The organism is Corynebacterium glyciniphilum AJ 3170 (genome assembly GCF_000626675.1).
In the GTDB taxonomy this organism is placed as follows: domain Bacteria; phylum Actinomycetota; class Actinomycetes; order Mycobacteriales; family Mycobacteriaceae; genus Corynebacterium; species Corynebacterium glyciniphilum.
In genome coordinates this window covers 3,295,375-3,318,913 of the sequence record NZ_CP006842.1, presented here as the reverse complement: position 1 = coordinate 3,318,913, position 23,539 = coordinate 3,295,375, and the positions used below count along the sequence as shown (strand labels likewise).

Genomic DNA, 23,539 nt, shown 5'->3' with positions numbered 1-23,539 from the left:
AATGTAACCCCTGTGGCTAAAGTTGCATTTGTTGTGCATGTGGCTGAGTGTGTCGCCCGCGCCGGGGACGGCCGGGTAACGCCGAACGGCGTCGGCCCGGTATGGTAGGCGAAAGTAGTTTGCCGACCCCGGCCCTGGCGCGCCGACCCGACGTCCGCCTTTCGTCATGCCGCGCGTACGTTTCACGGGGAGCACGAGACGACTGAGTACGAGACCACCGAGACCACCGAACGACAGACTCAGAAAAGGAGCGACAGTGTTTGAACAGCTGTCCTATGACCTCAAAGGTGCTGCAAAGGGAGCCAAGGCCTTCGTAGACACCGGATTCCTCAAGGGATCCAATCTTGCCAGTGGCCTGGGGGTGGCCAAGGCACTGGGACGTTACGGCACCAGTCTCGCCGGTCTCCTTGAGGGGTCCGCCGCCCGTTTCCCCTCGCGTCTGGCTCTCGTCGACGACGACGGTGAGCTGACGTACCAGGAGTTGGCCAAATACTCCCGGCTCACCGCTCACACGCTGGCCAGCCACGGCATCACCTCCGACAGCCGTGTCGGCATCATGGCCCGCAACGGCCGTGGGTTCCTCTTCCCCCTGGCGGCCAAGGGCTACCTCGGCTACACCGTGTTCCTGCTGAACGTCGGGGCCAGTAAGAACCAGATCGCCGAGATCGTCCGGGAGCACAAGCTCGACGTCATCTTCTACGACTCCGAGTTCGACGACCGTTTTCCTGAAGATCTCAGTGACTTCGGCGCGACCCTCGTCCACGCGGACGCCGCCGAGGGGCACCGTACGGACATTGACTACCCGACCATCGAGGACTTCTGGGCAAACCCGGGTGACCACGACAACGCGTTCCCGGGACGTCCGAATCAGGGTGGGGTCATCCTGATGTCCTCCGGTACCAGCGGAACGCCGAAGGCTGTCCAGCACACGGAACCCAGTTTCCCCGTCGGCGTCCTCGGCCCCGTGCTCAAGGGCCTGGGGGTCAAGGCCGGTGACCGGCTCCAGCTCACCGCCAGCCTTTTCCACGTGCTCGGCTGGGGCGCCGCGGTCCTGGCGATCACCGCGGGCTGCACCCTGGTCACTCAGCGTGTCTTCAAGCCGGACGTTGTCCTGAAGCAGGTGCAGGACTACAAGTGCACCGGCATGCTCAGCTCTGCGGTCTTCCTCAAGGACGTTCTGGCCGTGGACGACGGATCCTATGACCTGTCGACGATGACGTGGATCCTCAACGCCGGGAACGCCATGAGCGAAGACCTCGTGCGCGGTCTGCAGGAGCGCTACGGCAACATCCTGTCCAGCGGCTACGGTTCCACCGAAGGCCTGCTCGTGGCCTACGCTACCCCGGAGGATCTCACGGAAGATCCGCTTACCGCCGGACACCGGGTCTGGAACGGCCGCCTGGAACTGCTCGACCCGGAGACCGGGAAACCGGTGGCTCCCGGCGAGGTCGGTATCATCCACGCCCACAATGCGATGTCGATGAAGGGATACCTCGGTAACCGGGACAAGCCCGATTACCGCGACGGGATGCTGGACCTCGGTGACAAGGGCGTCATTGATCCGCAGACCGGCCGCCTGCGCGTGCTGGGGCGCAATAACGACATGATCATCGTCGGTGGAGAGAACATCTGGCCGACCTCTGTGTCCGACATCATTGACCGGGTAGACGGTGTCGCGGAGTCCTACTGTGTCGGGGTGGAAGACGACGAGAAGTTCCAGCGCGTCAAGGCGTATGTCGTCACTGACGGGTCCGCCGACCTGAGTGAGGACGACATCCGCACCCATGTGCGGGAGAACTTCATGGCTCCGGCTGTCCCGCGCGACGTGGTGCTGATGGACCAGCCGCTGCCGCGCAACCCGATCGGTAAGGTCGTCAAGCGGGAGCTGGAGGCCTTCGGCTGAGCGACGCCGTCCGGTTCCGGTGTTGTCGTCTGAGTCACCGCCCAGAACGATTCGGAGGCGTTTTCTGTTCTGTGCGGTGACTCAGATCGTGTCAGTGGCATGAGGGGGCACACGGGTACACCGACCTGCGGACTTCACAGGCCCGGCGTGGAGCCCAGTATCTGGTAGCCCACGAACGCCACGGTGTCGATCACCCCGTGTGCGATGATCAACGGCCACACCCGGCCGGTGCGATAGAAGAACCAGACAAACACCAGCCCCATCACCATGTTGCCCAGACCGGCGGAATACCCCTGGTAGAGATGGTAGCTTCCGCGCAGTACCGCCGATGCCAGGAAGATCCACACCCACGGCACCCGGAGTTGGCGGAGTCGGCAGCACAGCCATGCCACCACGAGGATCTCCTCGGCGAAGCCGTTCGCCCAGGAGTTCAGGATCAGCAGCAGCAGGTCCTGGATGCTGCGGTCCAATCCGGTCGGGATGACCTCCTTGGACAGCCCCAGCTGAACCGCTCCGACATAGAAGGCCAGCCCGGGGATACCTATCAGTGCGGCCAGGCCGGCCCCGGGGAGGGCGTCGCGCCACCGGGGGCGGAAGGAGCTCCCAGGTACCCCGGACAATGCGGGAGGAACATGCCGTAGCAGCAGGAACAGCGCCAACCCGCCCCATGCGACGAGAACACCGGTGGAGACCAACTGGAATGCGGGATCGAGCCAGGTCAGGGTCGACTGGCGAGCATTGAGAGTGGTGCTCTGTTCGTTGAGGTCTTCCGGCATCGTGGCTGCCTCGAGGAGCCGTAACGCCGAGCGAACCCCGGAGGCACCGAAGGTGACAGCGAGGACGATGACCAGCTCCCACCGGAGCGCACGTTGATCGGACCGCTTCATTGCCCGTCCCTGGAGGGGGCCTCGATCAATGCATCGAGATCACCGGGGCCGGCAAGGGTGACGGCGTCGAGCACGGATGCGTCGGCGTCCACCATCCGCGCCATGGTCTCCTGCAGGTGGTGTGCCAGGTCCAGGAGTTCAGCCGCAGAGACCCGGTCGGCGACAGCGCCCAGGTGTACCGAGACCGGCCACCGACCGGGCGCGGCGTCGGGGGACACCAGGGGCACGGAGAGCCCCGCCCACCCCGTGAGGTTCCAGAGTGTGGCCCAGGGCGTCCACGCGGTCTGCGCCTGGAAGTCTGCAGCGGGATCACGGGTCTCCGGTCCCGGTGCGCGGGAGAAGGCGCCGATCCGGGGTGGGGCACATGCCAGCATCGGAGTTACGACCACGTCCACAGGTCCGTCGGCGTCACCGTCCCATGCAGTGAGGATATCCCCGGGCAGTGCAGACACCGCGTCGGTGGCGGCGGCGATCTCAGCAGGGGTGAGGTCCAGGCCCTGTTGCCTCAACCACGTCGGCATCGTCGTCGCAGGATCAGGCAGGTCGCGGCACCGGGCCGCCATGACGCGCGAGTACACGTCGAAGTGCTCCACCGGGTACGGGGCCGTCACCGGTCGGACACCGCTGACAGCGGGGTGGGTGACCAGAAGAGACGCGGCTGCCGCCGTGGCGTTGGCTACCGTCGGCTCTACTGCGGTGGTGGTGTGGAACGGACGGTTGGTGTGCCCCAGCCGTAGCGGGCGCGTCGGGGACGGCGGGGAGGACGGGGAAGACCTCCCGGAGATCCCGTAGGCGCGGGCGGTGAGGTCGAGATCGCGGGCGATGAATCCCTGCGCCGCCGGATTCGGCAGACCGCCGTTGTCCACGTTGTGTGCGGGTTTCAGCCCGGGTAGTCCCACGGCTGCGGCGGGCACGCGGATTGACCCGCCGCCGTCGCTGGCGTGGGCGACGTCGACGATGCCCCGTGCCACGGCCACCGCAGCGCCGGACGAGGACCCGCCGGACGTCATTCGCCGGTCGATCGGATTCACCGGCCCAGGACCGTGCGCGGGTTCGGTGTAGACCGTCGCCCCGAATTCGGCGGTGACGCTGGCACCGACCAGTCTGGCACCTTCCTCCAACAGCCGGGTCACGGCGGTGTCGTCGGTCTCCGCCACCACGGCGTGTCCGACAGAGCCGAAGGTCGTGACCTCACCGCCGACCCGGTTGAGGTCCTTGACCAGAACGTCCAGTCCGCGCAGCGGGCCGTGCTCCCGACGATCTTCGTGAGCCCTGTCGTAGATCCTGGCCACCCCCAGTTCTTCGGGGGACAATCCGGTGCGTGCGCTCAGGCGCGCGAGTCGCAGCGACACGGCCTCGGTACTGCCGGCACTGGCGGTACTGCCGGTGCCGTCCGTGCCGGCAGCGCCTTCCCTGGGTGGTGGGGGTTTCATGTCGGTCACACTACCGGCGCCCGGTAGGTTGGTGTCATGAGCGACATCGAGACGGTGGCCTATCTCGGCCCACGCGGAACCTTCACCGAACAGGCCGTCCTGAACCTGACGGCCGCCGGCCACCTGCCGGAGGATGTCGCCCACCGCACCGTAGCCTCCCCGGCGGAGGCACTCGACCTGGTCCGGTGTGGCGAGGTGGACCGGGCCGTCGTCGCGCTGGAAAGCAGCGTCGACGGCCCGGTCACGCAGACCTTCGACTCCCTGGCTGACGGAGCACCGGTGCAGATCCTGCGGGAACACGATGTCCCTGTCGTGTTCTCGATCCTCGTACGGCCCGGCACCCGGCTCGAGGACGTCCGGACGTTCACCACTCACCCCGTCGCACAGGCACAGGTGTGGCGGTGGGCCGCCGAACATCTGCCCCACGCAGAGTTCATCCCCGCAAGCTCCAACGGCGCCGCCGCTGCCGCTGTCGCCGCGGGTGAGGCGGACGCCGCGGCGGCACCGGCACGTGCCGGTGCCCTCCACGGGCTGGAGACCGTCGCTGAGGGCGTCGCAGACGTTGCCGGGGCACACACACGTTTCGTCCTTGTGGGCCTGCCTCAGGAGCCGACCGCCCGCACCGGACATGACCGCACGGCCATTGTCCTGCAGGTTCCCAATGTGCCGGCGTCGCTGGTGATGGCGCTGATGGAGCTGGCCACCCGCCGTGTCGACATGTCACGCATCGAGTCGCGCCCGACCCGGGAGAAGGCGGGCACCTACAACTTCCACGTGGAACTCGTCGGTCATCTGCAGGATGACGCCGTCGCTGAAGCACTGGCGGGACTGCACCGCTACTGCGACCGCATCCGGTTCCTCGGGTCCTGGCCACAGGAAGGGTGGGTCGGCGGTGTCGACGGTCCCGACGGCTCCGTGCCACCCGACTACGCCGCCTCCTGGGAGTGGATTCAGGGGCTGAGGGGACTGGGGGACGGTGGTCAGCCGTGAGCCGGCTGCTGCTGATCCGCCACGGGCAGACCACGTCGAATGTCAACCATGCCCTGGACACCAGCCTGCCGGGCGCTGCGCTGACCGAACTCGGATGGTCGCAGGCGCGTGCCGCGGGGGAACGACTCGCCAGAGAATGGGCCGGCGATCGGGCCGAAGAGCGGGACAGGCAGGACGCCCCGCTGGCGATGGTGTCCTCGCAGGCGTTGCGGGCCCGTCAGACCGCCGCCGGAATCGCCCTCGGCGGCAGTGGCCGAGGGCTGCATCTGGAACGCACCGCGCCGGGCAGTGACTTCGCCGACGCCCTGTCACAACTGGCCGAGCTGGAGGTCACCGACGGGCTCGCCCACGGGGAGGAAGGCCCGGAAGAGTCCACGACCGCGGGAGCTCCGGCCGCTCTCGGAGGCGGCACGGGGACTCGTCCCACGCTGACCGACGGCGCTGCGGCAGCGCTGCACCGGCCGCTTCCTCTGGTGATGCCGGGCGCGGTACCCGGGATCTCCGAGATTCCGGCGGGGCAGTACGAGATGAGGATGGATCCGGACGCGCACTACGGCTACCACCGCACCTTCGCCGAATGGTTGGGTGGATCGATGGACCTGCCCGTCCCGGGAGCTTCCACCGGACGAGAGGTCGTCGGACGGTACCTGGGAACCCTGCTGCCGGTGCTGTCCACCGCACAGCGCGCCGGGTCGGATCTGGCGGTCGTCAGCCACGGTGCGGTGATCCGCCTGATCGCCGCCTACCTGGGGAGGGTCGATCCCGAGTTTGCGGTGCGCACGCTGCTGCCCAACACGCTGCGGGTGGATCTCGAGGTCCCCGACCTCGGTGGGTCCCTCCGTCCGGAGGATCTCAGCGAGGTGGTCGCCGACGGGTGGAAGGTCACGGACTGGGCCGGTCACGGTGAGCCGCCCCGGGCAGGGAGGGGCTGACGCGGGACGGGGCTAACCCCAGCCGAGTTCGTGCAGGCGCGCGTCGTCGATGCCGAAATGGTGGCCGATCTCGTGGACCACGGTGACCGCCACTTCCTCGACGAGCTGGTCGTGGGTGGAACAGTAGCGACAGAGGGCATCTTTGTAGATGCTGATCTTGTCCGGGAGGAATGTGGGCCACTCCACGGAGCGTTCCGTCAGCGCCACGCCATGGTAGAGCCCGAGGATCGACGGGTCCTCGTCATTGTGGTCCTCCACGACGATGGCGACATTGTCGAGCGCGTCAAGGAGCTGTCGCGGTATGAGGCGGAGACCGCGGTCGACGAGTTCCTCGAAGTCGTCGTCACTGACGTCGATCACGGTGCCTCGCTGCCGGAGGCGGAATCGGAGTTGCTGTTGTTGTCGCGGCGCGGATTACGTTCAGGCTGGTCCGCCGGCGGATTGCCGTCGATGGTGAAGTCGCCGCGGACATCTCCCTGCAGGTCGGCGAAGCCGCCACCCTCGCGGGCCTTGGTCAGCGCACAGTTGACGGTGCGTGACCCGGCGTTCCAGGACTCCTGCGGAAGGGTCGTCCAGAACGGAGTCAGCGTGGACTGGTAGAGGTTCTCGTCGTCTCCGCCGCCGAGGAACTCGATGGCAGCTGCGGTACACACGTCGTCGAGATGGTCGTTCTGCTGCTCAATCGTCGGCCACGCCCCATTGAAGGTATCCCCGAGATTCACCACCGAGGTCACCTGCCAGGAGTACGGGCGGTCACAGTCAGCGACGTCCACCGCATCACCCTGGGCGCGCATGCAGGTCTCCGCCGGTTCAGCGGGTGACTGGTCGGTCTCCGCGGCGCGGCCCGTGGCTTCGGCATAGTTGCCGTCGGCCTGGGGCACGGCCACCCCGCACAGCATTGTGCGGTCGCCGCCGTCCCACGCGGCCTCCGGCGGCAGAATGGGGACGATGGAGTACCGTCCCTGCGGGTCGAGACGGCCGTCGAGGTAGGTGCGGGTCGGGCCTTCGCACAGTTCGGAGGTCAGCTGTCCCTGCCGCTCCAGGTCGGGCTGCGGGGCGTCCGGCCCGAACTCGCTGGTCGGGTACTGCGAGAGGTCTTCACGGGTGGAGACCTCGAAGCGGTGCGGTGAGGCGCAGTCCACGACCGCGAAGTCGGTGGCGATGTCGCCGTCCTGGGACCAGTTCACGCAGTCGGCGGTGTCGGCGTCGGTGAACGCCACCAGTTCCGGGGCCTCCTCGGTCCGGTCCGCCCCGCGCTGTGCGACCACGGTTGCCCCCTGCGGCGCGAAGTACTCGTACGCCCCGGCGCCCACTGCGCCGGCGAGGGCGGCCGTGAGTAGCACGGTGACCGTCCTGCGGCGGCCTTTGCGGGCGCGTGCGTCGGCAGGACGGTCGGATGCGGAGGGCGGGGTGCTGGACGGCATAACACGCATTCTCTCACGGGGACTGGACATCAGTAGACATCACCGGAAAATCTCAGGCAGTGCCGGACAGCGCTGCACACGGTTGAATCCACTGTAGCTAAACTACGAGGCATGATTGATCTCAAGTTCCTGCGGGAGAACCCTGACGTCGTCCGTGAATCCCAGCGCACCCGCGGCGAGGACCCGGCGCTCGTCGATCGGCTCCTGGACGCTGACCAGCGTCGCCGCGAGGCCATCGCTGCAGCTGACACGGCTCGGGCTGAGCAGAAGGCATTCTCGAAGTCCATGGGCAAGGCCATGAAGGATGCGTCGGACGAGGAACGCGCGTCCCTGCGTGCGGAGGGCAAGACCCGTTCTGCCGCGGTGAAGGAACTTGAGGACGCACAGTCGGCTGCGGAGTCGGATGTGCAGGACCTGCAGATGCGACTGTCGAATGTCGTCTCCGGCGCTCCGGCCGGTGGGGAGGACGACTTCGTGGTGCTGGAGCACATCGGTGAACCCCGCGAGTTCGACTTCGAGCCGAAGGACCACCTCGAGCTCGGGGAGTCCCTCGGGCTGATCGACATGGAACGGGGCGCGAAGGTATCGGGCGCCCGTTTCTACTTCCTCACCGGTGACGGGGCGCTGCTCCAGCTCGGCATGCTGCAGCTGGCGGCGCAGAAGGCGCGTGACCACGGCTTCCAGCTGATGATCCCGCCGGTGTTGGTGCGTCCGGAGATTATGGCCGGCACCGGTTTCCTCGGTGCGCACGCCGACGAGATCTACCGGCTCGAGGCGGACGACATGTATCTCGTCGGCACCAGCGAGGTGGCGCTGGCCGGGTACCACAAGGACGAGATCATCGACCTGTCGGACGGGCCGGTGCGGTACGCCGGCTGGTCGTCCTGCTTCCGTCGCGAGGCCGGCTCTTACGGCAAGGACACCCGCGGTATCCTGCGCGTGCACCAGTTCGACAAGGTCGAGATGTTCGTCTACTGCCGTCCGGAGGATGCCGAACAGCAGCACCAGGAGCTGCTGGCGATGGAGAAGGACATGCTCGCCGCCGTGCAGGTCCCCTACCGCGTGATCGACGTGGCCGGTGGCGACCTCGGTTCTTCGGCGTCCCGTAAGTTCGACACGGAGGCATGGGTCCCGACCCAGAGCGCCTACCGTGAGCTGACTTCCACGTCCAACTGCACCACTTTCCAGGCGCGGCGCCTCAAGACCCGCTACCGTGATGAGGACGGCAAGGCGCAGACGGCCGCCACCCTCAACGGCACCCTCGCCACCACCCGCTGGCTTGTCGCGATCCTGGAGAACAACCAGCAGGCGGACGGTTCAGTCGTCGTGCCCGAGGCCCTGCGACCCTTCGTGGGGAAGGACGTCCTGACCCCGAGGTGAGCCGTGACGTGACCCCGGCAACGACCGCGCAACACAACAAGGAGACATAACACGGCATGTGGATTCCCAAAGGCTTCGAGATCCCTACGGGTGTGCCTGACACACCCGCCCACCCGGAATCGAAGGAGCTGTTCTACGGGCGGGTGATCATCCCCCTCGCGAAGTTCTGGATGCGTTATGTCCAGCGGCTGAAGGTCGAGATCTACCACCCGGAGCGCATTCCCACCGACGGTGGGGCGGTGCTGGCGGTGAACCACACCGGTTACTGGGACTTCGTCTTCGGCGGTATCCCCTCGGCGATGAACGGGGGACGACTGGTGCGGTTCATGGCGAAGAAGGAGATCTGGGACAACCCGGTCGCCGGTCCCGCCATGTCGGGCTGCCACCACATCCCGGTGGACCGTGCTGACGGCGGCGGTTCGGTGCGTGAGGCGACCCGTCGTGCTGCAGGTGGGGAGCTCATCGGAATATTCCCGGAGGCCACCATCTCCCGCTCGTTCGAGATCAAGGAGTTCAAGGATGGTGCCGCCCGCATCGCGCAGGACGCCGGGGTTCCGTTGATCCCGGTGGTGTTGTGGGGATCGCAGCGTATCTGGACGAAGGGGCGGAAGCCGATCTGGCGTCCGAAGGACGCCTCGCTGATCCTTTCCGTCGGTGAGCCGGTGGACCTCAGTGGCTCGTCGCGGGAAGCCACCGACCGTCTCCACGAGTCGATGGTCGAGATCCTCGACACGTCCCGTGCGCGTTACGCCGAGGTGTTCGGACCGTTCGAGGACGGCGAGTACTGGATGCCTGCGTCGTTGGGCGGGTCGGCACCGTCGCTGGACGAAGCGACGATGAAAGACCGGGAAGACGCGGCGAAGCGTAGGGAAGAGCGGATCCGCCGGGACGCGGAGAAAGCGGCAGGCGTGACTCCGGAGAAGAAGAAGTCCCTGCTGGGGCGGCTCCGCGGGAAGCTGGGACGTTAGGTGACCGCCTCACCGGCTGTACCGGCTGCGCCGACGTTGGTCGTCAGCGACCTCGACGGCACGCTTGTCACCTCCGCTGAGCGTGTGTCGCCACGCGCCTGCGCCGTGATCAACCGCCTGGTATCCGCCGGGGCGACGTTCATTCCTGCCTCAGGTCGGCCCGCCCGGTGGATGCTTCCGGTGATTGAGCAGCTGGGGCTGCGGCCGATGTGTGTGTGCGCCAATGGGGCCGTGGTCTATGATTCGGCCGCTGACCGGATCACCTACGCCGCAGAGCTGCCGGCGGGCGTTCTGTCCCAGGTCACCGCCACTATTTCGGAGGCGACGGGGCCCTGGCTGGCTGACCAGGGGTTGCCGCCGGTGACTTTCGCGGCGGAGCGTGCGGGACGCAGCGCCTTTGACCGTGCCGACGAACTTTTCGCCGTGCAGCCGGAGTATCCGCACGCCTGGGACACTGAGGAACACTCGGTGGAGCCGCTGGACGCCCTGTGCGCCGTACCGGCGGTGAAGTTGCTGGTGCGCCACGAGGCGATGGAGAGTTCCGAGCTTTTCGACCTGGTCAACCCGGTCGTTGATCCGACAGTCGCGCACGTGACCTGGTCCTTCAGCGGGGGACTGCTGGAGATCAATGTGCCCGGTGTCTCGAAGCTGTCCGGTGTGGCGCACGCGTTGGGGGACGTGGATGACGGCGCGGCGGGGGCGGGGCGGCGGGCCGTTCCCGCGCTCGACCCTTCACGCGTCGTGGCGTTCGGGGACATGCCCAATGATGTGGCGATGCTCCAGTGGGCGGGGATGGGCGTGGCCATGGGTAACGCGGTCGATGAAGTGACCGCCATCGCCGACCACTGCACGTCCTCGAATGACGACGACGGTGTCGCTGAGGTGCTGGAGCAGTGGTTCTGACACTCTGAAGGTCGTCGGGGATTATTTCCCCATAATATCTACGAGGCAACATGATTCCTAGTAGTATTGCCTGTCACAGGGTCTTTCCGGGTCCGCGTAATCAGACAAGGAGCATGTATGTCCCACCGCACTGCAATCGTCACCGGCGCCGCCCGCGGAATCGGTGCTGAAGTCGCCGCACGTCTGGCCGATGACGGCCTGGCCGTGGCTGTGCTCGATCTCGACGAGGGGGCATGCCAGGCCGTCGTCGAGCGCATCACCGCCGCCGGCGGCAAGGCCATCGCCGTCGGTGCCGACGTAGCCGATGAAGCAGCGGTACAGGCCGCCGTCGAGCGTGTCGCAGCCGAACTCGGCGCTCCGACCGTCCTGGTCAACAACGCCGGCATCATCCGCGACAATCTGCTGTTCAAGATGACGACGGATGACTGGGACGCGGTGATGGACGTCCACCTGCGGGGTGCTTTCCTCATGTCTCGCGCGGTGCAGGCCTACCAGACCAAGGAAGGGTGGGGGCGCATCATCAACCTGTCGTCGACCTCGGCGCTGGGCAACCGTGGCCAGGTCAACTACTCGGCGGCGAAGGCGGGTATGCAGGGGCTCACCAAGACCCTCGCCATCGAGCTCGGGAAGTTCGGCGTCACGGCGAACGCCGTCGCCCCTGGTTTCATCGCCACCGAGATGACCGAGGCAACCGCAGAGCGGGTGGGGGTGAGCTTCGACGACTTCAAGGCCGCCGTGGCCAAGGAGGTCCCCGTCCAGCGCGCCGGTGTTCCGGCCGATATCGCCCACGCCGTCAGCTTCTTCGCCAGCGACGGTGCCGGATACGTCTCGGGCCAGGTGCTGTACGTCGCCGGCGGACCGAAGGCCTAGGGGGAGGCGAGACGATGCGTGTGCTCAACGGACTTGACGAGCTGAAGGCATCTGTCGGTGAACACCTCGGCTACAGTGACTGGCTCGAGATCGACCAGGAAAGGATCAACCTGTTCGCCGACGCCACCGGTGACCACCAGTGGATCCATGTCGATCCCGAGCGCGCCGCAGACGGCCCGTTCGGATCGACCATCGCCCACGGTTTCCTGACGCTGTCGTTGGTCTCGATGCTGGTGTGGCAGGTCTACACGGTGGAGGGAACGACGATGGGCGTCAATTACGGCACCAACAAGGTGCGTTTTCCCGCCCCGCTGCCGGTGGATTCGAGGATCCGGGCAGGTGTCGACATTCTCTCTGTCGAGCCCGGCGGCGGACACCAGGTAGTTACGCAGGTGACCATTGAACGCGAAGGGGGCGACCGCCCGGTATGTGTCGCTGAAGTGGTCTCCGTCCTGCGGTTCTGACGCCGCACGCACTGCTCCCGGACCGCTGGCCCTGGTCAGTCCTGCCGCGCGATCACCAGCAGACCTGCGCCCACCGGGAGGACCAGGGAGCGGAAACCCTCGGCGGTATCGACCAGGGCGCGGAATTCGGCGACCTGGTCAGCGTGTGACAACACGTTGTCGACGACGAGCAGACCGTTGACGGCGAGGGTCCGCTGGAGTTCGGTCCACCAGTCGACGTAGAGAGACCGCTCGGCATCGAGGAAGATGAACTCCCATTCCCCGTCCCCGGAGCCTGCCAGGATCTCGGCGCCGTCAGCGACGATGCGTCGAACCCGGTCGGAGACACCAGCTGCGTGGAGGTTCTCGGCAGCGTCGGCAGATCTGCGCGGGTCATTGTCCACCGTCGTCAATGCCACGACATCGGCCAACCAGATCGTCGAATAGCCGTTGGAGGTGCCCAGTTCGAGGACTGTAGCGGGGTTGGCTCCGGCAACGAGGGATCGCAGCAGGGCGGCGCTCTCCGGCTCGAGGTTCCGGCGTCGATCCAGACGGTCGGGCCGACGGGCGTCGACATCCCGCCCATCGGCGTAAAGACGCTCGAGGAAGCCGAGAAGTTCGGGTGTCATGGACGTTGACTATACGCCCGCTGACCACGGTCGAATCAGATCCGCACCACGATCTTGCCGGTGACGTGCCCACGCTCGATCTCGCTGTGTGCCTCGGCCAGGGTGGCGGCGTTCATGCCGATCATCGTTTCGCCGACGGTGGGGATCAGGCGGCCGTCATCGACCATTCCGGCGATACGGTCCAGGATCACTCCCTGTTCATCGACGTCGTCGGTGTCGAAGACGGTGCGGGTGAACATCGACTCCCAGTGGATCGAGATCGACTTACGCTTGAATGGCGCGATCTGGAAATCCTCCGGATCATCGATCAGGCACAGGTGTGACTGCGGAGTCATGATCTCGGCGAGTTCCTCGGCATGGCCCGAGGAGTTCGACGTGAACACGAGGTCGATGCCGTCCGGCTCGAGGTCAAGTACCTGCGGGGCGAGGTTACGGCGGTGGTCGACGACCTCGTGGGCGCCCATCTCGACAACCCAGTCGCGTGACTCCTCGCGCGACGCGGTGGCGATGACCGTGAGTCCGGTGAGAGCACGCGCCAGCTGGATCATCACGCTGGGCACACCGCCTGCGCCGCCGAGGACCAGCAGTGAGCCGTTCGAGTCGATCGATGCGCCGAGCCGCTCGAACAGTGCCTCCCAGGCGGTCAATGCCGTCAGGGGCAGGGAGGCGGCCTCGGTCGCCGAACAGGTGGTGGGACGGTGGCCGACGATGCGTTCGTCGACGGCGTGGAACCGGGCATTCGTGCCATTGCGCAGCTGACTCCCTGCGTAGAACACGCGGTCACCGATCTCGAAGCGGGAGACGTCCTCGCCGACTTTGCGGACGACGCCCGCCGCGTCGTAGCCGAGGACCGGCTGTTCACCCCGCGCGAGGGCGTCGCCGGAGCGACGACGCATCTTCGTGTCGATCGGGTTCACCGATACAGCCTGGATCTCAACCAGGAGGTCTCGCGGGCCGATTTCCGGGAGGGGGACGGTCACGTCGGTCAGGCACCGGGGGTCATCCACGGGAAACTCACCGGTGACTGCGACAGCCGACATGGTGGTGGGCAGCTCGATTGCACGGGAACTCATGGCGTCCCATAGTAGGGCCACCGGCATGGCGCTGCACCCGGGCAGGCCACGGGCTGTATCGTTACTGTTCATGAGTGACCGGAACAGTGAATATGATCTGATCGTCGTCGGGAGTGGGTTCTTCGGGTTGACGGTCGCAGAGCGAGCCGCCAGCCAGCTGGACAAGAAGGTGCTCGTACTCGAGCGGCGCAGCCACATCGGTGGCAACGCCTACTCCGAGGCGGAGCCGGAGACGGGCATCGAGATCCACAAGTACGGGGCGCACCTGTTCCACACCTCGAACAAGAAGGTCTGGGACTACGTCAACCAGTTCACTGACTTCACCGACTACCAGCACCGTGTGTTCGCCATGCATGACGGCACCGCCTACCAGTTCCCCATGGGGTTGGGGCTGATCAACCAGTTCTTCGGGAAGTACTACACCCCGGACAAGGCTCGGGAGCTGATCAAGGAGCAGACCGACGGGCTCAACCCGGAGGACGCCGCGAATCTCGAGGAGAAGGGCATCTCGCTGATCGGTCGCCCGCTCTACGAGGCCTTCGTCCGCGACTACACCGCCAAACAGTGGCAGACCGACCCGAAGGAACTGCCGGCGGCGAACATCTCGCGGCTGCCGGTGCGCTACACCTTCAACAACCGGTACTTCAACGACACCTATGAAGGACTGCCGGTCGAGGGCTACACCGCGTGGCTGGAGAACATGGCGAAGAACGCCAATATCGAGGTTCGTCTGGACACCGACTGGTTCGACGTCCGTGACGAGCTGCGCGCGGCCAGCCCGGACGCGCCGGTGGTCTACACCGGCCCCCTCGACCTCTACTTCGACTATGCCGAGGGGCACCTCGGCTGGCGCACCCTCGACTTCGAGACCGAGGTGCTGGAGACCGGCGACTTCCAGGGCACCCCGGTGATGAACTACAACGACGCCGACGTCCCCTACACCCGTATCCACGAGTTCCGTCACTTCCACCCGGAGCGCAAGAGCTATCCGGACGACAAGACCGTGATCATGAAGGAGTTCAGCCGCTTCGCCGAAGGCGAGGACGAGCCGTACTACCCGATCAACACCCCGGAGGACCGCGAGAAGCTGCTGCGCTACCGCGAACTCGCCGACGCCGAGACGACTGACAACACGGTCTTCTTCGGTGGGCGTCTGGGAACCTACCAGTACCTGGACATGCACATGGCCATCGGTGCGGCGCTGAGCATGTTCGACAACAAGGTGTCCCCGCTGCTGGAGGGGTAGGAGACGTGCCCTCACGAGAGTAGGCACCGTCCTGTGCACGCGGTAGCCGTGATCCGCGTGCACAGGATGGTGCCTACTTCTGCCGTGAGGTAGTAGGTATCAGTCGTCGATCAGTCGTCGAGGTCGGTGGCCACCACGGAGAAGTCATCGGCCAGGTCAACGTCGACTTCGCGTCCGTCCTGCCCCTGGACGCTGACCTCGTAGGTCACACCCCGGTCATCGGAGGCGGAGACGGAGTCCACGACGCCGTCGCTGACACCGGCCTCACCGGACGCTGCCAGGGCTGCGTCGATGACATCGTCGAGAGTGTCCAGGTCAAGGACCGGATCCTGCTGGTCGAACCGGTCGGCGTCCTCGGTCTCGATGCGCATGGCACCATCGGCGGCGACATGGACCTCTGCGGATCCGCCGTTGTCGAGTTCAACCTCGACCTCGTGCCCGTTTCCTTCGATGTCGACGGAGCTGGCGCCGGTGCCACCGGCTTCGGCGACGGCCTGTTCCGCGGCATCCCGGAACGAGGCGGCGTCTGGCATGCTCCGGGAGTTCTGCGGTCCCTCGTTGTCCGCCTGGTTCTCGGCGGCGACGGTACGGGGGCTGCCGTCGTTGTCACCGGTGCCGTCCTCGGAGTTCTCCGCGACGCCGTAAGCGACACCTCCGGCGAGGAGCAGGGCGGCGAGGGCACCGGTGCCGATGATCAGGCCCTTACGCTTCGTGGAGCGGGGTGCCGTGGTTGCTGTGTTCTGCGTGTTCTCTGACATGCCCTCACTATGTCTACCAGGTACTGAACCCTTTCTGAAGCTTGCTGAAAGATCCTTCAGGTCTGCGGCGCATCACCGGGTTCAGGACCCGTCAGCCGGCAGAGTGACCGTGAAGACAGCACCTCCGCGTGTTGGCTCTCCTGTGCTCTCGCCCACCGTCACACGCCCGTGATGTGCCTGGACGACCTCCTGAACGATGGCGAGCCCCAGGCCGCTCCCGCCGGCGTCGCGCGCACGTCCTTCATCCAGGCGGGCGAATCTGTCGAAGATGCGTTCCCGGTCGTGCTCCGGGACGCCGGCACCGTCGTCGGCGACGGTGAACACCACGTCCGAAGCGGTGCGTTCGGCGTTTCGGAGACCAAGAACGACCCGCGATTCTGCGTGGCGCGCAGCATTGTCGACGAGGTTGCGCACAGCCCGCCCGAGAAGTCGGGGGTTACCCACCACCTGGGCCGCGCCGACGCCGGACGCATCGACGGTGAGATTACTGATCCTGCCCAGCCTGTCTGCTTCCGCCAACAGCAGGTCATCGAGGTCCACCAGTTCCGTGGGCGGACGGTGGTTCTCGTCGAGCCGGGCGAGCAGCAGCAGACCCTCGACCAGGTTCTGCATCCGTTCCCCTTCATCGATGACTACTTCGCTGAGTTCATGCAGGGAGGTGGCGTCCGGGTAGGCCGCCCCCAGCTCTGCGTGCTGGCGCATGGTCGCCAGCGGCGAGCGGAGTTCGTGGGAGGCGTCACTGACGAATCTGCGCTGCACCGCCTGGGAGTGCTCGAGCCGGGCAAGCATGCGGTTCATGGTGGCGGCCAGCGCCCCGAGCTCGTCGTCCCCGGCGTCCACCCGGCGGGAGAGTTCCTCGGCGGTGATGCTGTCGACCTGCCGGCGGAGTCGCTCGACCGGACGCAGTGCACGTCCGGTCACGATCCACACCACCGCCCCCACCAGCACGATGACCAGTGGGACGGCGATAGCCAGCAGGATCGTCGTCGCACCGACCGTCTCGTCGACGTGCTCGGTGGTGCGGGCGACGGTGAGCGTCCCGGTGTCGGTCTCCTCGGCTATCACCAGGTACGGCTCGTTATCGACGGTGACCTGCCGGGAGGATTCGCCTGCTTCCGGGAGCAAGTGGGCATCGTCATCATTGACCACGGTGCCGCCAGAACTGTCCAGCCGGACGAGCTGGTCGTCGTCGATTCCGGCGATGATGCTTGCTGTCCGCGACGGTTCGTTCTCGATCTGTGAACTCAGGGACTCAAGATCCTGCTCCGCCGCCTCTTCGACGGATGCGGTGAGCACACGGCCAAGAACCAGGACGGCCACCACCGCACTGACGACGAGGATGAGAGCGACGATGGCGGTCGCTCCCGCCGTCACCCGGGCGCGGATCGAGTGGCGTGCCCGGCAGCGTGCACTGTGTTCTGTACCGGACACGCCTCAGCCCCCTGTTCCGGACAGGCGGTAGCCTACGCCGCGTACCGTCTCGATGGCCTGTCGGTGGAAAGGCCGGTCGACTTTGGCGCGCAGGTGCCCGATGTAGACCTCGATGATGTTGGCGTCGCCAGTGAAGGAGTCGCCCCAGATATTGGCGATGATCTCCTGGCGGGTCACGACCTCCCCGCGACGGCGCAGCAGGAAGTCCAGCACCGCCATCTCGCGGGCCGTGAGGGTGATCTCCTGATCGCCGCGGAACGCCTGCCGGGCGGACGGATCAAGTCTCAAGTCCCCGGCCTCGAGGACCGCGGGGCGTTCCCGGGCCCCGCGCCGCGCCAGCGCGCGGAGGCGGGCGATCAGCACAGGGAACGAGAACGGTTTGGTCAGCCAGTCGTCCCCGCCGGTGTCCAGGCCCTCGACCTCGTCCCATTCGCCGTCTTTCGCGGTGAGGAACAGGACGGGGGTGTGGTCGCCGTCGGCGCGCAGGGCGTGGCAGACGCGGTAGCCGTTCATGCCGGGCATCATCACGTCGAGAACGATGACGTCGTAGTCGGCGTCGGACGCCATATCCAGCCCGGTCGCGCCGTCATGGGCGACATCGACGACCATGCCTTCGGCCTCCAGGCCGCGGCGCACACCGTCGGCGAGCCGTTTCTCGTCATCCACCAGCAGAATCCGCATGGAGTCCAGTCTTGCATGACCAGGCTGAATCGTTGCTGAAGGTGGGCCTCCGCCCCGGGGCGGTCTCTAGTCTGTCGCCCCGCCTACCCCAACCCCGTCAAACGCAGCGCGGTGGCGATCTGGTCGTGGGTGAACTCTTCCTTGGTGCTGTCATCGGCACCGGACAGCCGCATCGCTCCGGAGTGAATGCCGTCCCGGAGGATGTGGGCTAGTCTTCCTGCCGGCACAGCCAGGTCCGCTTCGTCGTCACTGAGGGAGCCGAGGAAGCGGCTGTATCGCCTCACCGTGAGTTCCGGTACACGCGACCAGACTGCGCTCACCTCGGGGTCGACTTTGGCGGCCAGCTCGATCATCCCCACCAGGCCGCCATTGGCGAAGATCGCGTCGATGTAGGCGCGGGTGGTGGCGGCGATGATGGCCGCCGCGCTTTCCTCTTCGAGCCCGTCGAGGAACTGTGCCTCGATCAGCTCGGTTCCGACCTGTTCGACCAGTGCCAGGAAAACCTCGTCCTTGGACTTGAAGTAAACGTAGAACGTCGGACGGGAGGTCCCCGCTCGGCGGGTGATCATCTCGATCGTCACGGCGGCGTAACCGACGTCGTCGAAACATTCTGCGGCAGCGGCGAGTAGTTCCTGGCGTCGGAGGTTTCCGGACGCCCGGCGGTTGGCGCGCTGTCGGTTCTCACTGGTCATGGTGTCCCCTTCGGCAAAGTCACCCGATAGGGGTAAGTCTACAGGCGGTTACCGTGCGACCGGTGAAGCCGTCGGCGTCTCGAAGTCGCCGGGTTCGACAGGGGCATCGGTAAAAGCGCCGGTGGGAGGGGCGTAGGTGTGCTCGATGCCGGGGACGGCATGGGGATCGTTACGAACGAATTCTGGGTTGGTCTCCGGGAGGTACCAGGCACAGAAAATGTTGATGGCGGCCATGGCAATCATGTAGATCGACACGCCCCAGGTACCTCCGTCAGTCGCGGCGATCAGCCAGGTCATGACCAGAGGAGCAACACCGGAGACCGCGACGGCGGCGATCTGGTAGGCCAGGGACGCCCCGGAGTAGCGGATCCGGGGCTCGAAGAGTTCGGCCATGAATGCTGCGAGCGGTCCGAAGATCAGAGCCTGCCCGACGGAACTGATGAACATGGCGACGACGAGTAGCGGTGCGGATGCGGTTTCCGCGAGCCAGAAGAACGGGAAAGCCCAGACAACCAGAAGCGTGGCGCCTGCGATGATGAGGGGACGGCGTCCGATGGAATCGGACAGTTTTCCGGTGTACATGATCAGGAGCGGCATAAGGATCGAGGCGATCATGATCGCCGTTAAGACCGTGTTGCGGTCCATGCCCAGGCCGTTGTCGTCGGGCGCGGCGGTCCCGAAAGACAGGAAGCCGGCGATGGACACGTAGAACGCTGAATTTGTCCCGGCGAGTAGACCGGCACCCAGCAGGATCGTGCGCCAGTGCTTCGTGAGAGCCTCCCGCAGTGGGGCCTGGGCGACTGCGGCCTGGCCGGAATCCGCCCGGACATCGGCGACCTCTTCCTTGAGCTCCTTGAACTCCGGGGAATCCTCGACCTTGAGGTGGATGTAGGCGACGACCGGAATGAGCAGGGCCGAACACAGGAACGGGATGCGCCAACCCCAGCTGATGAAGGCGTCGTCGGACATTGCCAGGCTGCAGCCGATCATCATGAGATTGCCCAGGAACAGGCCGAGCGGAACACCCATCTGGCCGAAGGTTCCCGAGAAGCCGCGCTTCTTGGGCCCCGCGGACTCGGTCAGCAGCAGGACGATGCCGCCCCACTGACCACCGCATGCCAGCCCCTGGATGAGTCGCATTGTCACCAGCAGGATCGGTGCTGCCGCTCCGATGGCGGCCTGGGAGGGCAGGCAGCCGATGAGGAAAGTGGCCACCGCCATGGCGGTGAGGGTGATGATGACCATGGGCTTGCGGCCGACCTTGTCGCCGTAGTGGCCGGCGAGGATGCCTCCGATCGGGCGGGCGATGAAACCGACGGCGAAGGTGCTGAAGGACAACAAGGTGCCGATCAGTGGGGTGACCTCGGGAAAGAACACCGTGGGGAACACCAGTGCGGCGGCTGTTCCGTAGATGAAGAAGTCGTACCATTCAATGGAGCTGCCGGCCAGACCGGCGGCGAGGAGTTTGGAGTGTGCCTTACGTCCTGGCTCCTTCGCGGAGCGGTCCGCTGTGAACTGTCGTGTCATGGGGTGACCCTTTACAGGTGTGGTGTGCGGTGGGTCACACCGATTTCACTTTACACTGACGTCAATGTCAAGAGATTTCGCAAACAAATCTTTCGCCGGACGTGAAAAGACGCCCTGCCAGTGACAGGGCGTCTTCCGGTGTACTCAGGCCTGGTAGACCACGCGTCCGACCGTCGTGCCGTCCGCCAGTCGTTGCAGACCGTCCGGCACCTCGTCGAAGCTGAGATGCTCGCTGACCAGGGGGGCGACCTTTCTCTCGTTCGCCAGTACCGTCAGTTCCTCATGGCAGTGGCGCACCGTGTTGGGGTCGAACGTGTTGTAGAGGCCCCAGTGCAGGCCCAGGATCGAGTAGTTCTTGATCAGCGCATGATTCAGCGCCACCTCCTGGATCTCACCACCGGCGAAACCGATCAGCACGATCCGCCCTTCGAACGCGATGCACTTGGTGGAACGTCGGTAGGTGTCCCCGCCGACCGGATCGAAGACGACGTCAGCGCCGCGCCCGCCTGTCTCCTCCTTCACCACGGCCACGAAGTCCTCGGCGTGGCGGTCGACCACGACGTCCGCCCCCAGCTGCCGGGCGATCTCCGCTTTGTCCGACCCGCCGACCACGCCGATAACGCGGGCGCCTGCGGCTTTGCCGATCTGGACGGCTGCACTACCCACGCCGCCGGCTGCGGCGTGGACGAGCAGTGTCTCGCCGGCCTTGAGCTGCGTCCGGCGGTGCAGTGCGAACCATGCCGTCTGGTAGCCGATGAACAGTGACGCTGCCTGCCCGTCCTCAAGCGACTCAGGCGCAGGGAAACACGTCGCGGCGCTGAGTACGGCATACTCGGCGAATCCACCGTGGGGGAGTTCTGATGTGCCGTAGACCCGGTCACCGACGGCGAGCCCGTCGACCCCTTCTCCGACGGCGGTGACGTCACCGCACAGTTCGACACCGGGGGTGAACGGGAGGTCGGGGCGGACCTGGTATTTACCCCGGCACATCAGGACGTCCGGGAAATTGGAGGCGGTGGCGCGTGTCTTGACCACCACCTGCCCGGAGCCGGGCTCCGGGATGTCCATGTCGACAGCGGTGAGAACCTGGGACGGTTCACCGAGCTCGGGTACCTGCCATGCTTTCATTACTGCTCCTTGCTTTCGATGGTCCGGGCGATCTTGTTCATGCCTTTGAGCCACCGGTCCGGTGTCGTGGCCCGCATTGTGTAGTAGTCGGCGACCTCGGGGTGCGGGAGAATATAGAAGTCATCACCCTGGAGGGCCTCCATGACGGTGTCGGCCACCTGCTCCGGTGTGAGGGCAGTGTCCCGGCCGAGGAGTTCCTGGTAGGGGCCGGTGCCGGCGAGCATGCGGGTCTGGACACCCTGTGGGCAGATGGCCTGGACGACGACACCCCGGTGCCGGTACGTGGCTGAGAGCCATTCGGCGAATGCCACGGCACCGTGCTTCGTCGCCGAGTAGGCGGGCGCACCCAGCATCGTCAGCAGCCCCGCCGCTGATGCGGTCACCACGAAGCGTCCGTGGCCGCGTTCGGCCCAGCCGGGTACCAGCAGCTTCGCCGCCCGGACGTGGGCCATCATGTTGACCTGGACGGACGTGTCCCAGTCTGCCTCGGCGGCGTCGAGACCGTGACCCAGGTCAACCCCGGCATTGGCGAACCATGCGTCGATCTCGCCGTAGGTCCCGCGGGCACGTTCCACGAGGGAGGTCACCCCCTCCTCGGAGGCGGCGTCCCCGGCGACGACGAGTGCTTCACCTCCGGTGTCGATGATGTCCTGGCCGGTGTGCGCCGCACCAGCCTCGTCGAGGTCAGAGACGACCACCCGGGCGCCGTGCCGTGCGAGGCTGCGGGCCAGTGCCGCCCCGATGCCGTTGCCGGCCCCGGTCACGACGACCGTCGAGCCTTCTGTGGTGAACGCCGCCGACTGTCCGGCGTGGTGTGCTTCTGTCATCCTGCGTGGTGTCCTTTCGGGTGCTGTCCGTTCGCGCCGGGGGCGTGGCTCGGGCGGGGTCCCGGCTGACGGTGGAGTGGTGACCGGTGCAGTCAACCCGGCGGTGCGGGGTACCTACTAAGCAGTCGCTTAGGTAGGCTCTACTGTGCACTGTGATGCCCACCACGTCAACCTTGCATCCGTGAGCTGACCCACTCCGTACGGGGGTTGATTGGTCGCATTGCAGCCCGGACCGATGACCATGCCGCCCGAGGGAGAAGACGACAGTGACTGATGGCCAGACTGACGACAATCCGACAGCCCATGCCGCCGGAGCCAGAGACCGACTCCTGGCTGCCGCCACAGAAGCTTTCGCCGAGCGCGGCTTCCACGGCACCACCACCCGGGACATCGCGGGTGCGGCGGGGATGAGTCCTGCGGCCGTGTACGTCCACTTCCCGTCGAAGGAGGAGCTGCTGTACCAGCTCATGCACGACGGACACCTGCGCACGCTGGAGATGATGGAGGAGGCTGACCTCCCGGAGGGCCCTGCCCCGCAGCGGCTGGCGTCGGTGATGTCGGCCTTCGCCCGCTACCATGCACTCGAACACACCGGGGCAAGGGTCGTGAACTACGAACTTGCGTCATTGTCACCCGACCACGCCGTGGTGGTGTCCGCCTTGCGGCGCGAGGTCACGGCGCGTCTGCGGGACATCGTGGATGCCGGTGTGGCGGAAGGGGAGTTCCACACACCGGATTCCCGCACCTGCACGGAAGCGTTGTTGTCGATGGGAGTCGACATTGCGCGCTGGTACCGTGACGGTGTCTACATCAGCCCGGATGAGATCGCGGACTTCTATGCGCAGTTAGCACTGCGCTGCGTGGGACGTGACCTGGAGTGACGTCTGCACGGGGTGGGACAGTGGGTCAGGACTGCTCGCCGGAGGAGACGTTCACCATCCAGGAGACCCCGAACTTGTCGCGGACCTGGCCGAACCAGTCGCCCCACATCTGCTTCTCCAGCGGGAGCACGACGATGCCTCCGTCGGACAGGCCCTCGAACCAGCCGGCGACCTTGTCGTACTCCTCGACGTCGCCGCCGATGCAGAGGTCGACCGGCGGTGCGTCGAACTCACGGGGGTCGGTGTCGGCGGTGTCGCAGGCCATGAACGTCCACCCGTCGGGGGTTTCCAGGTGACCGTGCATCACCAGGGGCTCACGCTCCGTGGTGTCGGCGGCACCTGCCTGGCCGAAGGTGAGGGTGTCTGCCTTGCCGCCGAAGACCTCGGCATAGAAAGCTAAGGCGTCCGCAGCGGTGTCACGGAACTTCAGGTAGGGATTAAGCCAGGTGGACATGATGGTGACCTCTCGGTGGTGGTGACTGCGCCATGAGCGTCATGAGCGCAGGGAGGGTGACCTATCTTACAGGCGTAAC

Annotated in this window: 24 protein-coding genes; 10 read left to right on the top strand and 14 right to left on the bottom strand. The window is 66.1% G+C overall.

Going from position 1 to position 23,539, the window contains the following annotated elements:
• The first annotated feature begins 256 nt into the window (after positions 1 to 256).
• Positions 257 to 1,903, top strand: coding sequence for an AMP-binding protein (locus CGLY_RS15435; RefSeq protein WP_038550518.1), 1,647 nt, complete (start codon positions 257 to 259; stop codon positions 1,901 to 1,903).
• 134 nt (positions 1,904 to 2,037) lie between these two features.
• Here CGLY_RS15435 and CGLY_RS15430 read toward each other — a convergent pair whose 3' ends face one another.
• Entirely contained in the window at positions 2,038 to 2,790 is a 753-nt protein-coding gene (locus tag CGLY_RS15430; RefSeq protein WP_038550517.1) for a CPBP family intramembrane glutamic endopeptidase, read from the bottom strand.
• Complete coding sequence (locus CGLY_RS15425) at positions 2,787 to 4,223, bottom strand: amidase family protein (protein ID WP_081804089.1); 1,437 nt, start codon at positions 4,221 to 4,223, stop codon at positions 2,787 to 2,789. The genes CGLY_RS15430 and CGLY_RS15425 overlap by 4 nt, the downstream gene beginning before the upstream one ends.
• Before the next feature lie 36 nt (positions 4,224 to 4,259).
• On the opposite strand from CGLY_RS15425, the gene pheA reads away from it, so the two are divergent.
• Together pheA and CGLY_RS18135 are read left to right on the top strand one after the other, a co-directional pair.
• Complete coding sequence (pheA, locus tag CGLY_RS15420; RefSeq protein WP_038550515.1) at positions 4,260 to 5,213, top strand: prephenate dehydratase; 954 nt, start codon at positions 4,260 to 4,262, stop codon at positions 5,211 to 5,213.
• On the top strand, positions 5,210 to 6,145 hold the full coding sequence (locus tag CGLY_RS18135; RefSeq protein WP_038550513.1) for a histidine phosphatase family protein: 936 nt from the start codon (positions 5,210 to 5,212) through the stop codon (positions 6,143 to 6,145). The genes pheA and CGLY_RS18135 overlap by 4 nt, the downstream gene beginning before the upstream one ends.
• Before the next feature lie 12 nt (positions 6,146 to 6,157).
• Here CGLY_RS18135 and CGLY_RS15410 read toward each other — a convergent pair whose 3' ends face one another.
• The gene (locus CGLY_RS15410; RefSeq protein ID WP_038550512.1) at positions 6,158 to 6,505 is read right to left on the bottom strand and encodes a metallopeptidase family protein; all 348 of its coding nucleotides are present in this window, start codon (positions 6,503 to 6,505) and stop codon (positions 6,158 to 6,160) included.
• Entirely contained in the window at positions 6,502 to 7,569 is a 1,068-nt protein-coding gene (locus tag CGLY_RS15405) for a septum formation family protein (protein ID WP_052540404.1), read from the bottom strand. Before CGLY_RS15405 ends, CGLY_RS15410 begins: the two co-directional genes overlap by 4 nt.
• A 111-nt stretch (positions 7,570 to 7,680) precedes the next feature.
• On the opposite strand from CGLY_RS15405, the gene serS reads away from it, so the two are divergent.
• The 5 genes from serS to CGLY_RS15380 all read left to right on the top strand — a co-directional run bounded on the left by serS (position 7,681) and on the right by CGLY_RS15380 (position 12,154).
• Positions 7,681 to 8,949, top strand: coding sequence for a serine--tRNA ligase (serS, locus tag CGLY_RS15400; RefSeq protein ID WP_038550510.1), 1,269 nt, complete (start codon positions 7,681 to 7,683; stop codon positions 8,947 to 8,949).
• Positions 8,950 to 9,005: 56 nt separating this feature from the next.
• Entirely contained in the window at positions 9,006 to 9,917 is a 912-nt protein-coding gene (locus tag CGLY_RS15395) for a lysophospholipid acyltransferase family protein (RefSeq protein ID WP_038550508.1), read from the top strand.
• A complete protein-coding gene (locus CGLY_RS15390; RefSeq protein WP_038550506.1) occupies positions 9,918 to 10,820 on the top strand; it encodes an HAD family hydrolase in 903 nt (300 codons plus the stop codon).
• 117 nt (positions 10,821 to 10,937) lie between these two features.
• On the top strand, positions 10,938 to 11,690 hold the full coding sequence (gene fabG, locus CGLY_RS15385) for a 3-oxoacyl-ACP reductase FabG (RefSeq protein ID WP_038550505.1): 753 nt from the start codon (positions 10,938 to 10,940) through the stop codon (positions 11,688 to 11,690).
• Between the two features lie 14 nt (positions 11,691 to 11,704).
• Positions 11,705 to 12,154: a MaoC family dehydratase gene (locus CGLY_RS15380; protein WP_038550503.1), complete on the top strand. Its 450-nt coding sequence runs from the start codon at positions 11,705 to 11,707 to the stop codon at positions 12,152 to 12,154.
• Positions 12,155 to 12,189: 35 nt separating this feature from the next.
• Here CGLY_RS15380 and CGLY_RS15375 read toward each other — a convergent pair whose 3' ends face one another.
• Together CGLY_RS15375 and CGLY_RS15370 are read right to left on the bottom strand one after the other, a co-directional pair.
• Complete coding sequence (locus CGLY_RS15375; RefSeq protein ID WP_038550501.1) at positions 12,190 to 12,762, bottom strand: O-methyltransferase; 573 nt, start codon at positions 12,760 to 12,762, stop codon at positions 12,190 to 12,192.
• Between the two features lie 35 nt (positions 12,763 to 12,797).
• Positions 12,798 to 13,835: a zinc-binding alcohol dehydrogenase family protein gene (locus CGLY_RS15370; protein ID WP_162472413.1), complete on the bottom strand. Its 1,038-nt coding sequence runs from the start codon at positions 13,833 to 13,835 to the stop codon at positions 12,798 to 12,800.
• A 70-nt stretch (positions 13,836 to 13,905) separates the two neighbouring features.
• Here CGLY_RS15370 and glf point away from each other — a divergent pair, with 70 nt between their 5' ends.
• Complete coding sequence (glf, locus tag CGLY_RS15365) at positions 13,906 to 15,081, top strand: UDP-galactopyranose mutase (RefSeq protein WP_038550500.1); 1,176 nt, start codon at positions 13,906 to 13,908, stop codon at positions 15,079 to 15,081.
• Between the two features lie 110 nt (positions 15,082 to 15,191).
• On the opposite strand, the gene CGLY_RS15360 is transcribed toward glf, so the two are convergent.
• The 7 genes from CGLY_RS15360 to CGLY_RS15330 form a co-directional block, all read right to left on the bottom strand.
• Positions 15,192 to 15,839, bottom strand: a complete 648-nt coding sequence (locus CGLY_RS15360; protein ID WP_038550498.1) for a hypothetical protein — start codon at positions 15,837 to 15,839, stop codon at positions 15,192 to 15,194.
• A gap of 81 nt (positions 15,840 to 15,920) precedes the next feature.
• The gene (locus CGLY_RS15355; RefSeq protein ID WP_052540401.1) at positions 15,921 to 17,270 is read right to left on the bottom strand and encodes a sensor histidine kinase; all 1,350 of its coding nucleotides are present in this window, start codon (positions 17,268 to 17,270) and stop codon (positions 15,921 to 15,923) included.
• A gap of 3 nt (positions 17,271 to 17,273) precedes the next feature.
• On the bottom strand, positions 17,274 to 17,951 hold the full coding sequence (locus tag CGLY_RS15350) for a response regulator transcription factor (protein WP_038550496.1): 678 nt from the start codon (positions 17,949 to 17,951) through the stop codon (positions 17,274 to 17,276).
• A gap of 83 nt (positions 17,952 to 18,034) precedes the next feature.
• Entirely contained in the window at positions 18,035 to 18,643 is a 609-nt protein-coding gene (locus CGLY_RS15345) for a TetR/AcrR family transcriptional regulator (RefSeq protein WP_038550494.1), read from the bottom strand.
• A gap of 48 nt (positions 18,644 to 18,691) precedes the next feature.
• The gene (locus CGLY_RS15340; protein ID WP_081803968.1) at positions 18,692 to 20,170 is read right to left on the bottom strand and encodes an MFS transporter; all 1,479 of its coding nucleotides are present in this window, start codon (positions 20,168 to 20,170) and stop codon (positions 18,692 to 18,694) included.
• A 144-nt stretch (positions 20,171 to 20,314) separates the two neighbouring features.
• Positions 20,315 to 21,298: an NADPH:quinone oxidoreductase family protein gene (locus CGLY_RS15335; protein WP_038550493.1), complete on the bottom strand. Its 984-nt coding sequence runs from the start codon at positions 21,296 to 21,298 to the stop codon at positions 20,315 to 20,317.
• Entirely contained in the window at positions 21,298 to 22,125 is an 828-nt protein-coding gene (locus CGLY_RS15330; protein ID WP_038550492.1) for an SDR family NAD(P)-dependent oxidoreductase, read from the bottom strand. The genes CGLY_RS15335 and CGLY_RS15330 overlap by 1 nt, the downstream gene beginning before the upstream one ends.
• A gap of 266 nt (positions 22,126 to 22,391) precedes the next feature.
• Here CGLY_RS15330 and CGLY_RS15325 point away from each other — a divergent pair, with 266 nt between their 5' ends.
• Entirely contained in the window at positions 22,392 to 23,006 is a 615-nt protein-coding gene (locus CGLY_RS15325) for a TetR/AcrR family transcriptional regulator (RefSeq protein ID WP_038550491.1), read from the top strand.
• Positions 23,007 to 23,031: 25 nt separating this feature from the next.
• On the opposite strand, the gene CGLY_RS15320 is transcribed toward CGLY_RS15325, so the two are convergent.
• Positions 23,032 to 23,460 carry a VOC family protein gene (locus CGLY_RS15320; protein WP_038550490.1) on the bottom strand — a complete coding sequence of 143 codons (429 nt, stop codon included), beginning with the start codon at positions 23,458 to 23,460 and terminating at the stop codon, positions 23,032 to 23,034.
• Between the last annotated feature and the right edge of the window lie 79 nt (positions 23,461 to 23,539).